Genomic DNA, 13689 nt, shown 5'->3' with positions numbered 1-13689 from the left:
ATTCTATAAAACGCTGTACTTAAAATTTATTTATCTTTTACTGTAATTATACATCACATTTCTAATTTTTCACCATAATGCGTATAAATTATATTTAATATAAGCATTAAATTAGTAAATTTCTTTAAATACAACCTTTCTAAATCTATTTATTTCTATCATACAATAAAATTGTTAAATTTCTACACGTAAAACTTTAAAAGAACGTTAAAAATATTATATTGGTTACTATACTAAACTAACATTATTTTATTATTCATAAAAGTAACACAACATTAACATACCTTTAATGCTATCTTAGCTTTTTATAAATATACTATATCTATAAAGAATTTAACCATTCTTTGCTTCCTCAATTAAGAATAACCTTGTGGAAGTTTTCTAATATAAATATTTAATAAAGGAGATGTAAATAAAATGAATACTTTAAATATCTGTATTGATATCGACGGAACGATAACTAAGGCTTATGACTGGCTAGATATGGCGAATAAATATTTTAAGAAGAATATAACGGAAGATCAGGTAACAGAATATGAAATTCATGAAGTTATGGGTATAAAAAGGCAGGAATATGACGATTTCTATAATAGAAATAAGTTCAAACTCCACTCAGATCAAAAACTAAGAGATGGTGCTAAACTTGTTATAACTGCATTGCATCAATTTCATAATATATATTTTGTGACAGCTAGAGATTTAGAGCTAAAAACACTGACTCATCTATTTTTAAGAAACAATGAAATACCTTATGATAACTTATTTGTTTTAGGTAGCCACTACAAGGTTGACAAAGCACACGAATTAGATTGTAATGTTTTTATTGAAGATAACTACAATAATGCAATTCAGTTATCGGAGGCAGGATTCAATGTTCTTCTTATGGATACAAATTATAACAGGAAACCTATAAATGATAAAATAACTAGAGTTAATAATTGGAATGAAATATTCTTAATTATAACAGAACTATCTTCACAAATTAAAGCTGTTTAAAAAAAAGCCTCTCCTTAAAAGAATTAGGATAAGCTTTTATCTTAATAACTAATCATCTATCAGCCTGTATCCAACACCAACTTCTGTATAAATATATTGTGGCTGTGCTGGATTCTTCTCTATTTTCCTTCTAAGGCTTGCCATAAAAACCCTAAGTGATTGAGTTTCATTACCTAAAGCTGCACCCCAAATTTCATTAATTATGAAATTATGGGTTAATACTTTTCCTGCATATTTACAAAGTAGTGCCATTATTTTATATTCTATAGGGGTTAGATGTATATCCTCGTCATCTATACTAACTTTTCTTTTATTAAAATCAACAACCAATCCCTTAACCTTAAATATTTCTGTATTTTTATTTTCAGATGTATTTGTTACACTGTGCCTTAAAGAAACTCTAATCCTAGCTAATAATTCTCCAATTCCAAAAGGCTTAGTCAAATAATCATCTGCTCCTTTGTCTAAAGCTTCAATCTTCTGTCTTTCATTTTCTCTTGCTGAAACTATTATTATAGGTATTTTAGACCACTCTCTTACTTTTGTGATAACATTGATTCCATCAATATCTGGAAGCCCTAAATCCAATATTATCAAGTCTGGTTTATGAGACATAGAAAGCGCAATAGCTTCAATTCCTTTCTCTGTTTCTATATAATTAAATCCTTGTGCTTTTAATGATGCTGTTATGAAATTTCTTATGGGCCTGTCATCTTCCACTACAAGAATATATGGCTTATTATCCATCTATCTTTCCCTCCTTTGGAATGTTAAATCTAAAAATTGCGCCTCCTTCATCTTTGTTCTGGGCGCTGATTTTCCCACCATGTCCTTCAACTATAGATTTACAAATTGCGAGCCCAAGCCCAACACCTCTTCTTGAATCAGATATTTTATCTCCATTTGTAAAAAATCTATCAAATATATGTGGTAATATTTCTTCTGATATTCCTATCCCATCATCTATTACCTCAAATATAACATCGCCTACTTCCTCATATACTTTAACCTCAATTAAAGCTTCCTTAGGAGTAAACTTAATAGCATTATCAAAAAGATTTATAAGAACTTGCTCAATTAAATTTCCATCCATAGATAACATTATAACATCTTCTGGAACTGTCACCTTTATCTCATGATCTTTCAAGCGTTTTGAAGTTCTTTGAACTGCTTCATATACAACTTCTTCTACGAGTTCAAGGTTCTTTTTAATTTTCATGTTTCCACCTTCAAATCTAGTCATGCTGAGTAAATTTTCTACCAATCTTATAAGCCATTCAGTGTCATCATAAATACCTTGAAAAAGTTCATCTTTAGTATCTTTAGATAGAAGTTCTCCTGTTTCAATGATAGTACTTATTGCTCCTTTTATCCCTGCAAGTGGACTTCTTAAATCATGGGAAATTGATCTTAAAAGATTACTTCTTAATCTCTCACTTTCAATTTCTAACTTTGAATTTTTCTGAATTTCAGCGAGAATTTCTCTATCTAAAGCAATATATATTTGACTAGCTACAGTCACGAAAATGAATTTTTGTTCTGGTTTTAAGTTTCCAGTGATACAAGAGACACCTAACACGCCTAATACTTTATTATGACTTTTCAGAGGCATATAATATCCTTTTGCTCCATAGAAAGTATTAGTTCCCGCACCTGACTCTTTATCATTTAATAATGTCCAATATGCAACAGCTTCTTCCTCTTTATTTAGCAATGTCCGATCTTTCTCACCTTTAGTAGCCGTATAAATAAAAGGTGTTGTTAATTTATTTTCTTGAACTAAGTAGCAAATAACTGTTCTTTCTAATAATCTAGATAAATATTTTATCCCTATTCCCACAACATCAGCTGTACCTGTTGCACTTAGTAACTTTCTACTTACTCTATATAAAATTTGTGTTGTATTCTCTCTTGCTAAAGAATTTTGTGCTTCCCTTTGTATCTTGCTTGTAAGAGTACCAATTGTAAATGTCACTATTAACATTATTGGGAAAGTAGCTAAGTAGCTTTTATCATAAACTTCAAGAGAATATCTTGGATCAGTAAAAAGAAAATTAAATAAGAATATACTTATGATTGAACATATAAATCCTAAAAGATACCCTCTAGTTTTCATATTTACTATAATTACACCCAGAATAAAAATCATGATGACATTTGCTTCACGAAATCCTATGTAGTCTATAAATAATGAAATCATTGTAGATATAATCATTATTAAACTAGCTGTTAAAATTTCTTTCCATGAAATACTGACCCTTACTTTTTTTCTTTTTATAATGTTTTCTTTTTCTTTATTAAAAGTTGAATTCGGTATAACATAAACGTCTATATATGAATTAGACTCCATTAATTTATCAACTATATCTCTAGCATAAATTCTAAAAAAATTATTTGGTTTTTTATGATTTTTTCCTATTATAATCTTTGTGACATTTCTAAATTTTGCATATTGAATTATTTGTTCAACTATATCATCGCTATATACAGTTACTATCTCTCCACCCAACTCTTCTGCCAACTTAAAATTTGCACTCAAACTCTCCTTATCTTTTTTACTTAAGTTTCTCGACTTTGTTGTTTCCACATAAAATGCTATCCATTTTGAATGATGTGCTTCTGCCATTCTCCTTGCTGTTCTTATAACCCTTGAAGAAGATGGTGATGAAGAAATGCAGGCTAATATTGCATCTACTGTTGGCATTACGGTAATTTGCCCTTTTGACAACCTTACGCTTTCCACTTCATAATTTACTCTATCAGCAGTTCTTCTTAATGCAATTTCTCTAAGTGCAAATAAATTATTTTTAGTAAAAAAATTATTAAATGCTTTTGTCGCTTGTTCCTTATCATACACTTTTCCATCACTAAATCTTTTCAAAAGTTCATCTGGTTCAATATCAATTAATTCTACTTTATCAGCCTCATCAAATATTTTGTCCGGAATTCTTTCTCTAACTGAAATATGGGTTATACTTTCAACTATATCATTTAAGCTTTCTATATGCTGAACATTTAAAGTCGTATAAACATTTATTCCCGCTTCTAAAAGTTCCTCAATATCCTGCCATCTCTTTCTGTGCCTTTGCTCACTAGCATTTGTATGAGCTAGTTCGTCTACTAGCATAATTTCAGGTTTTCTAATAAGAGCCATATCCAGGTCAAATTCTTTTAAGGTTATCCCCTTATACTCAATAATCCTATTTTCTATACTCTCAAGTCCATTTAGCAATGCCATAGTTTCTGGTCTTGCATGTGGTTCTATATAACCTATCACTACATCGTAGCCCAATTTCTTCATATCATGTGCTTCCATAAGCATTGCATAGCTCTTACCAACACCAGCAGCATAGCCAAAAAATATTTTTAATTTTCCTCTTGAAGACACATTCTCTTCTTTTTTTATTTGATTTAAAAGATACTGTGGATCTGGCCTTTCATTTATATCTATTTAAATCACTCCTAACATTTCCTTAATTTTATCTTAGGCACATAAAAGAAACTAATAGTAAGACATACTGTTTTATTATTTCTTTGATTGCGCCTTCTGCCTAATGAAATTATATATCGTCTAATAATAATATAAAAGTACTTTCACTACTCTACTTTAGAATAAGTAGACTCTTTTCCTAAGTAATCATAAAATTCTATATCACTTCCTTTAACTTCTCCATTTAAAGATTTAACTCTCATATAGTTTTGTTTATCCTCATCAAAAGTTATTTCTATTTTATTATCATTTATAGTATACTTACCATACGTATAAAATACATCCTTATAAGAATTGTTTATTACCTTGCATTTACCATTCGAATTAAGCTCTAAAATAGTATTATCAGATGTTTTATATTCTCCAGCATATGGATTATTATTACAACCCGCTATGGAAATGATTATGATAATAGCTAAAAGCCCTAAAAATACTCTTTTCATAGTAATCCCTCTCATTCTATAAAAGTAAAATGAACTAGAATCCCAAATTACTTTATATTTAAAAGTGAAGCTATTTCCATATTGACTTTTAGAACATTTACTCTTGGTTCGCCAAATACTCCAAGTGTTCTACCCTCGGTGTATTTATCAATTAATTTTTTAAGATCACTTTCACTTATTCCTGATGCTTTTGAAACTGCTGGAATTTGAATTTCTGCCGCCTTTGGACTTATATCAGGATCTAACCCAGAACCAGAACTTGTAAGCAAGTCTGTTGGTATATCTTCTTTCTTAACTCCAGGATTAGCATCTAAAAATTCATTTATATCTTTTTCAACTCTTTCTCTAAGAACTTCATTGGAAGGAGACAAATTTTGTGATCCTGAGCCAACTCCACTATATACTACTTTTCCACTTTCATCTGGTACATTATCTGCTTCTGTATAAGTGTTATAATTTACAGCTGAAATTCTTCCTCTAAAGAACCTTGGATCTGTGAAATTTTGTCCTATAAGTTCTGATCCAACTTCATTTCCATTAACAGTTATCATACTTCCATTAGCTTTTTTATTAAAAACCAACTGGCTTATTCCAGTCATTAAAAGAGGATATATAAGCCCACAAAGTACCATAAAAGTAATACTTAACAGAATAGATTTTTTGATTATTTTCATATAAAAATCTCCTTTTCTTATTGAGGTACATAATTTTTTCTTAGCCAATAATCTTCATTATCTAAGTTAGCCAATATTAAGAATTCTAACTAACGGAGTAATAATCATGTCAATTACCTTTATTCCTATGAATGGAATAATTACTCCACCGCCTCCATAAATAAGCATATTTCTGAGCAACATCATCTCTGCTTTCATCGGTTTATATTTTACACCTCTCATTGCTACTGGAATAAGTAGTGGTATTATTATTGCATTAAATATAAGAGCCGATAGTATAGCACTATATGGTGTTGAAAGTCTCATTATATTCATAATCTGCATTTCAGGTATAGCTACTGTAAATATTGCAGGTATAATAGCAAAATACTTTGCTACATCGTTAGCAATACTGAAAGTAGTTAAAGCCCCCCTTGTAATCAATAATTGTTTTCCTATTTCAACTACCTCAAGAATTTTTGTTGGATCCGAATCTAAATCTACCATATTAGCTGCTTCTTTAGCCGCTGTGGTTCCACTATTCATGGCAAGCCCTACATCTGCCTGTGCTAGAGCTGGTGCATCATTGGTTCCATCTCCAGTCATGGCTACAAGTTTACCTTGTTCTTGCTCTCTTTTAATTGCATCAATTTTATCTTCTGGTTTACATTCAGCTATAAATTCATCTACACCAGCTTCTTTAGCAATAGTTGCAGCAGTTAATGGATTATCACCAGTACACATAACTGTTTTAATCCCGATTTCTCTAAGTCTTTGAAATCTGAGAGCAAGACCTGGCTTAACGGTATCTTTAAGATATATAACTCCGTATATTTTATTGTTTACGCAAACTACAAGAGGTGTTCCTCCAAGTTTCGATACTCTGCTAACAGCTTCATCTAAATCATCTGGAATAATTCCTCCCATTTCTTTTATTCTGTTTCTTATAGAATCAGAAGCTCCCTTTCTTATATCAGTACCATCAGGCAAGTCCACTCCGCTCATTCTTGTTTGAGCTGTAAACTCAATAAAATCTAAATTTTTATACTCTTCTTCATTAATTGTTGCTTCGCTTCTTCTAGCAAGATCAACTATTGATTTTCCTTCTGGTGTATCATCTTTTATTGAACAGATTACTGAATAATTTATTAAATCTAATTTCCTTACGTTGTCAACTGGTATAAAATCCGAGGCTAATCTATTACCAAATGTTATAGTACCTGTCTTATCAAGAAGCATTGTATCAATATCGCCGCAGACTTCTACAGCTTTTCCTGACATAGCTATAACATTGAATTTAGTAACTCTATCCATACCCGCAATCCCAATAGCTGATAATAGACCACCAATTGTTGTTGGTATTAAACAAACAAGAAGTGCTATTAAAGTTGAAATATAAATTGAAACACCCGAGTAATTAGCCATTGGATAAAGTGCAACTATAACTATAAGAAATATAATTGTTAAGCTAACAAGTACAGTATTAAGCGCAATTTCATTTGGAGTTTTTTGTCTTGATGCTCCCTCTACAAGAGATATCATTTTATCCAAAAATGACTCACCTGGTGTTGCTGTTATCTCGATCTTTAGCCAGTCACTTACAACCTTTGTTCCTCCTGTAACTGATGCAAAATCTCCTCCACGTTCTTTCATAACAGGTGCTGACTCACCAGTTATTGCAGATTCATCAACAGAGGCTATTCCTTCTACAACTTCACCATCATTAGGAATTATATCTCCATTTTCAACTAAAACTATATCTCCTTTTTTTAATTCATTTGCATTTATGACTTTAGTTGTTCCATCAGGATTCAACAATTTTGCTACAGTATCTTTACGCATTTTCTTTAAATTCTCAGCTTGAGCCTTTCCTCTACCCTCAGCTACGGCTTCCGCAAAATTTGCAAAAAGTACTGTTATAAACAATATTAGAGCTACAATAAAATTATATATTCTTAAATTACTTCCTTTATCTCCAAATAAGCTTGGATAAAATGTAAGCAATAAAGTTATAACAAAACCCACTTCAACAACAAACATAACTGGATTCTTTATCATATATTTAGGATTTAATTTCTTAAAGGACTCTATAATCGATTCTCTTAATATATCTCTTGTAATAAATTTAGACTTTTTTCTTTTATCACTCATATTATTTTTCTCCTTGCTTTCTACTTCATAATAATCAATTCCACAATGTTAAATGTTCTGCTATTGGTCCAAGCGCCAAAGCAGGTAAAAATGTTAATGCTCCAATTATTAAAACAATTGCAATTAGAGTTAATGCAAACATTGTATTATCTGTTCTAAAAGTTCCTATTGTTGTTGGAATTGTTCTTTTGGCGGCTAAAGAGCCAGCTACTGAAAGAAGAATTATAATTGATAAATATCTTCCATAAAACATCACTATACCTGTCGTAGTATTCCAAAACAGAGTATTATCTCCTAACCCTTCAAATCCAGAACCATTATTTGCTGCTGAGGATGTAAATTGATAAACTATTTGAGTTAACCCATGAAATCCTGAATTTGATATTCCTGCAATTCCCTCTGGCGATATTAATGCCAAAGTTGAAAACATCAATATTAGTAATGGGTGAATTATTATAGCTAATGCTATAAGCTTAATTTCTTTACCTTCAATTTTCTTTGATAAAAATTCTGGTGTTCTTCCAACCATAAGTCCACATAAAAAAACAGTAAGAATAGCATACATCATCATATTCATAAAGCCTACGCCCTTACCTCCGAATACAACATTAAGCATCATATTCATAAGAGCAACTGCTCCACCTATAGGTGTTAAGGAATCATGCATATTATTAACTGTTCCTGTTGTGAAGGACGTAGTTACTGTCGTAAATAATGCAGATTGTCCTACTCCAAATCTCACTTCTTTCCCTTCCATATTCCCCATAAGTTGATTTAGTCCCACATGTGCTAATGCTGGATTTCCAGCCTTTTCTGCATAATAACATATTGGAAGTGCTATTATAAATATTCCAGCCATTGCTCCAAATATGGTCCAGCCTTGTTTTTTATTTCTAAGCATTAACCCAAAAGTATAAACTAGTGCTCCTGGAAGTATCATCATAGATAGTATTTCAATTAAATTTGATATAGGTGTTGGATTTTCAAATGGGTGAGCCGAATTTGCCCCGAAGAAACCTCCGCCGTTTGTACCTATATGCTTAATTGATTCAAGAGCTGCTACCGGGCCAATTGCTATATCTTGCATTTTACCTTCTATTGTAGTAACTGTTTTAGTTCCCGATAAAGTTTGTGGTACACCTTGACTTACTAAAAGGATTCCTATTATTATTGATAGTGGCAATAAAACTCTTGTTGTAACTCTTGTCATATCAACAAAAAAGTTTCCCATTCCCTTTCTTCCAATTATTCCTCTCATAAAAGCAATAGCTGCTGAAAAGCCTGTTGCTGCTGATGTAAACATCATAAAAATAATCACTATCATTTGACTAAAATGAGAAAGTCCTGATTCTCCACTATAATCTTGAAGATTTGTATTAGTCATAAAACTTATAATTGTATTAAAAGATAGACTTTGTTCCATTCCATTTATTTTATTTGGATTAAAAAATAAAAAGCCTTGAGCTCTAAGCATTATATATCCTATAAATACCATTGCAGCATTCACTGCTATAATAGAAAAAATATATTCTTTCCAATCCATTTCATCATCTTTACTTATTCCACATATCTTGTAGATAAAGTTATCGATTTTATCAAATAGCTTGTCTCCAACGATTTTATGACCAGCGCTAACATAATATAGATACTTTCCAACTGGTAATACTATTATCATAAAAAGTAGTAAAGTTATTATTATTTGTAACCACTCCATAACTATTCCTCCTAGTTCCACTACTAATAATTTTAAAATTTCTCTGGATTAAATAGTGCATACCCTAAATATCCAAAAAGTAAAATTATAATTACAACTAAACTTAGCATTTATATTCCCCCATTTATTTTCTTTTACTTGTTAGTTTGTTTTTCACACCAATTAGTAAACAGTATGATAGAAAAAAATCCTACAAATAATGATGTCAAAAAAATAAAATCTAGCATCATCATATTTCTCCTTTCGTCATTCATATCTCATATATAAATATTACTAGCTATAATATAAAGATTGGATTAAGACTTTTTTCTTCTGCATAAAGATTGTATAAAGATTTCGTTTATACAATTTTATATTTAATATTTTTCATGTCCATAATTTAATATAAATTATTACTAAATGTACGGCTTATCAGAAATATGTATACTTTTCCTCGGTTTTCAAATAATAAATGAGATAAATAAATTATGATTTTCTATAAAAATAGAAGAGGAGGATTAGCCTAATGCAAAAAGTCACAAAAACAATGGACGGAAATCAAGCCGCAGCATATGCTTCCTATAATTTTACTGAAGTAGCTGCAATATATCCTATAACTCCTTCTACACCTATGGCCGAGGGGGTTGATGAATGGTCTGCTCACGGAAAGAAAAATATGTTTAATCAACCAATTAAGGTTGCTGAAATGCAATCTGAAGCTGGTGCAGCTGGTGCAGTACACGGATCACTCCAAGCTGGTGCACTAACTACTACATATACAGCATCACAAGGCTTGCTGCTTATGATACCAAACATGTATAAGATTGCTGGAGAACTTTTGCCTGCAGTATTTCATGTAACTGCTCGTGCAATTGCAACTCACGCATTATCAATTTTCGGAGATCACCAAGATGTTATGGCAACTAGACAAACTGGATTTGCTATGCTTGCATCAAGCAGTGTTCAAGAGGTAATGGATTTAGCATGTATAGCCCATTTAAGTGCAATTAAAGGAAGAGTTCCATTTACTCATTTCTTTGATGGTTTTAGAACATCGCATGAATACCAAAAAATTGAGGTACCTGATTTTGGAGAAGTAACTAAACTCTTAGATAAAGCTGCTTTAAAAGCTTTCAGAGATAGAGCTTTAAATCCTGAACATCCAGTTGCTAGAGGTACAGCACAAAATCCTGATATCTACTTCCAAGGAAGAGAAGCACAAAATCCTTTCTTTAATGCAGTGCCTGATATTGTAGAAAATTATATGAAAGAATTAAAAAATATCACTGGAAGAGAATATCACCCATTTGATTACTATGGAGATCCTGAAGCTGAAAGAGTTATAGTAGCCATAGGTTCAGTTTGTGACACTATAAGCGAAGTTGTAGACTATTTAAGAGAAAAAGGCGAAAAAGTAGGTATGATAAAGGTTCATTTATACAGACCTTTCTGTGATAAGTACTTCTTTAACGTTTTACCTAAGTCTGTTAAGAAAATAGCTGTATTAGATAGAACAAAAGAACCTGGTGCACCTGCTGAGCCATTATACTTAGATGTTACTAAGCTTTTCTATAATAAAGATAACAAACCAGTGATAGTTGGTGGAAGATATGGGTTGGCATCTAAAGATACAAGACCGTCTCAAATTATTTCTGTTTTTGGCAATTTAAATTCAGATAAGCCAAAAGATAATTTCACTGTTGGTATAGTTGATGATATTACTAACACTTCTCTGCCTGAAGGAGAAATAATTGATACTACACCACAAGGAACTATAAGCTGTAAATTCTGGGGATTAGGATCAGATGGTACAGTTGGAGCGAATAAGAGTGCTGTTAAAATTATAGGTGATAATACGAATTTATATGCTCAAGCATATTTTTCTTATGATAGTAAAAAGTCTGGTGGTACTACAGTGTCCCATTTAAGATTTGGAAAAAGCCCTATAAAATCTCCTTATTTAGTTTATAATGCAGATTATGTTGCTTGTCACAACAAATCCTTTATCTATAATTTTGATGTCTTAAAGGGGCTAAAAAAGAATGGAACTTTTGTACTTAACTGCCCATGGAATAAGGATGAAATTGAAGATAAATTACCTGCAGCATATAAGAGATATATGGCAAAAAATAATATTAAATTCTATACTATAGATGCAATTGCTATTGCTGGCGAAATAGGTCTTGGAAATAGAATTAATATGATAATGCAATCTGCATTCTTTAAACTTGCTAATGTTATTCCTGTTGAAGATGCAGCTAAATATTTAAAAGATTCAATTTCCCACTTGTATGGTAAAAAAGGTGATAAAATAGTAAAAATGAATCATGATGCTGTTGATAGAGGAATAGATTCATTGAACGAAATTAGTATACCTGAATCTTGGGCCAATGCTAAAGATAGTGATAAACCAGTTAAAGACGAACCAGACTTTGTTAAAAATATTCAACGTCCTATGGCAAGACTTGAAGGTGATGAATTACCAACAAGTACATTTAAAGGAATGGAAGATGGTACTTTCCCTCTTGGAACTACAGCCTATGAAAAACGTGGTATAGCTGTTAATGTTCCTGAATGGCAAACAGATAAGTGTATACAATGTGGTCAATGTGCATTCATATGCCCTCATGCTACAGTACGCCAATTCTTAGTTGATGAAATCGAAATGAAGAATGCTCCTGAGGACTTCATTACAAAGAAGGCTGCTGGAAAAGGTCTAGAAAACTACGGTTATAGAATACAAATAGCTCCTCTAGACTGCACAGGCTGCGGCAACTGCGCTGATGTATGTCCTGCTCCTGGTAAAGCTCTTATAATGAAACCGGCTGAAGAACAAATATTAGAGCAAGCTGAAAACTGGGAATACGCAATGAAGCTTACACCTAAGGAAGACTTGATTGATAGAAATACCTTAAAAGGCAGCCAATTAGTTAGACCTCTCCTAGAATTCAACGGTGCTTGCCCTGGATGTGGAGAGACTCCATATATAAGACTTCTAACACAACTTTTTGGTGAAAGAATGATAATTGCTAATGCAACTGGATGTTCATCTATATGGGGTGCAAGTGCTCCTTCTATAGCTTATACCACAAATGCTGAAGGAAAAGGTCCAGCTTGGGCAAATTCATTATTTGAAGACAATGCCGAATTTGGATATGGTATTTTCCTAGGTGTTAAACAAATAAGAGAAAAGCTAGCAGATTTAATGAACGAAGGTTTAGAATCATCTGACTTTAATGACGAGATTAAGAATGCTTTCCGCGATTGGCTTGATAACTTCAATGATGGAAACGGATCAAAAACAGCTTCTTCTAAAGTTTTAGAAGTTCTAAAAAATTCTAATAATGAAATTGCAAAAGAGATATTAGAAAGAAAAGATTATTTAGTTAAAAAGTCTCACTGGATACTCGGTGGAGACGGATGGGCTTACGATATAGGCTACGGTGGAGTGGATCAAGTGCTTGCTATGGGTGATGATGTAAACATATTTGTAATGGACACAGAAATCTACTCTAATACTGGAGGGCAGGCTTCAAAATCTACTCAAACTGCTCAAGTTGCTAAATTCGCAGCAGCAGGTAAGAAAACTAGAAAGAAAGATTTAGGACTTATGGCTATGAGCTATGGCTACGTGTATGTTGCTCAAATAGCTATGGGTGCAAACATGAATCATGCCATTAAGGTAATAGCTGAAGCTGAAAAATATCCAGGACCATCAATCATTATAGCTTATGCTCCATGTATAAGCCATGGTATAAAAGTTGGTATGGGTAACAGTATAAAAGAAGAAAAGAAAGCTGTTGAGTCTGGATATTGGCATCTATATAGATATAACCCATTATTAAAAGATGAAGGTAAAAACCCATTCTTACTTGAATCAAAAGAACCTTCTGCTCCATATAAAGACTTCTTACATGGAGAAATACGTTACTCATCATTAATGAACGTATTCCCAGAGGTAGCCGATAAATTATTTGATGAAGCAGAAAAGAATGCAAAAGAAAGATATGAAACTTATAAGCGCTTAGCTGATATGCAATATTAGTAAAAAGCTCCAAATAACATACATGTAAATAGTAACCAAAATAAAAAATCCCCGATTTTCCGGGGATTTTTCTATAGATAATTTGAAAATCAAAAGTTATATTCCACTAGAAATAAGAAGCATGTTTTGTGGAGTGTTTCATTGGAATTTTTATGGTTATGATTCTTGATTAGAAGTTGTTCCAAATATGCTAGTTCAAACTCGCTTTTGAGGCTAGC

At 31.9% G+C, this 13689-nt stretch carries 9 protein-coding genes; 2 read left to right on the top strand and 7 right to left on the bottom strand.

What is annotated here, in order from left to right; genetic code table 11:
- Positions 1 to 417 precede the first annotated feature (417 nt).
- Positions 418 to 996 carry a 5' nucleotidase, NT5C type gene (locus F3K33_RS07590; protein WP_023976864.1) on the top strand — a complete coding sequence of 193 codons (579 nt, stop codon included), beginning with the start codon at positions 418 to 420 and terminating at the stop codon, positions 994 to 996.
- Between the two features lie 48 nt (positions 997 to 1044).
- Here the strand turns inward: F3K33_RS07590 and F3K33_RS07585 are convergent, their stop codons facing one another.
- The 7 genes from F3K33_RS07585 to kdpF form a co-directional block, all read right to left on the bottom strand.
- Positions 1045 to 1743 (bottom strand): response regulator, encoded by a 699-nt coding sequence (locus F3K33_RS07585; protein ID WP_039773319.1) that lies wholly within the window; start codon positions 1741 to 1743, stop codon positions 1045 to 1047.
- The gene (locus tag F3K33_RS07580; RefSeq protein ID WP_084670583.1) at positions 1736 to 4447 is read right to left on the bottom strand and encodes an ATP-binding protein; all 2712 of its coding nucleotides are present in this window, start codon (positions 4445 to 4447) and stop codon (positions 1736 to 1738) included. The genes F3K33_RS07585 and F3K33_RS07580 overlap by 8 nt, the downstream gene beginning before the upstream one ends.
- Positions 4448 to 4593: 146 nt before the next feature.
- On the bottom strand, positions 4594 to 4929 hold the full coding sequence (locus F3K33_RS07575; protein WP_017211435.1) for a hypothetical protein: 336 nt from the start codon (positions 4927 to 4929) through the stop codon (positions 4594 to 4596).
- A gap of 47 nt (positions 4930 to 4976) precedes the next feature.
- Complete coding sequence (locus tag F3K33_RS07570; protein ID WP_039773321.1) at positions 4977 to 5603, bottom strand: K(+)-transporting ATPase subunit C; 627 nt, start codon at positions 5601 to 5603, stop codon at positions 4977 to 4979.
- Positions 5604 to 5669: 66 nt separating this feature from the next.
- Positions 5670 to 7733, bottom strand: coding sequence for a potassium-transporting ATPase subunit KdpB (gene kdpB / locus F3K33_RS07565; protein WP_039773322.1), 2064 nt, complete (start codon positions 7731 to 7733; stop codon positions 5670 to 5672).
- Between the two features lie 34 nt (positions 7734 to 7767).
- Complete coding sequence (gene kdpA, locus F3K33_RS07560; protein ID WP_039773324.1) at positions 7768 to 9447, bottom strand: potassium-transporting ATPase subunit KdpA; 1680 nt, start codon at positions 9445 to 9447, stop codon at positions 7768 to 7770.
- A 32-nt stretch (positions 9448 to 9479) separates the two neighbouring features.
- Complete coding sequence (kdpF, locus tag F3K33_RS27115) at positions 9480 to 9557, bottom strand: K(+)-transporting ATPase subunit F (protein WP_077310054.1); 78 nt, start codon at positions 9555 to 9557, stop codon at positions 9480 to 9482.
- Positions 9558 to 9952: 395 nt separating this feature from the next.
- On the opposite strand from kdpF, the gene nifJ reads away from it, so the two are divergent.
- The gene (gene nifJ, locus F3K33_RS07550) at positions 9953 to 13471 is read left to right on the top strand and encodes a pyruvate:ferredoxin (flavodoxin) oxidoreductase (protein WP_039773326.1); all 3519 of its coding nucleotides are present in this window, start codon (positions 9953 to 9955) and stop codon (positions 13469 to 13471) included.
- Positions 13472 to 13689: the final 218 nt, after the last annotated feature.

Origin of the sequence: Clostridium beijerinckii, assembly GCF_008705175.1 — a bacterium.
Lineage (GTDB): Bacteria > Bacillota > Clostridia > Clostridiales > Clostridiaceae > Clostridium > Clostridium beijerinckii.
Note: the sequence above shows the minus strand (reverse complement) of the source record. Positions and strands in the feature narration are given on the sequence as shown.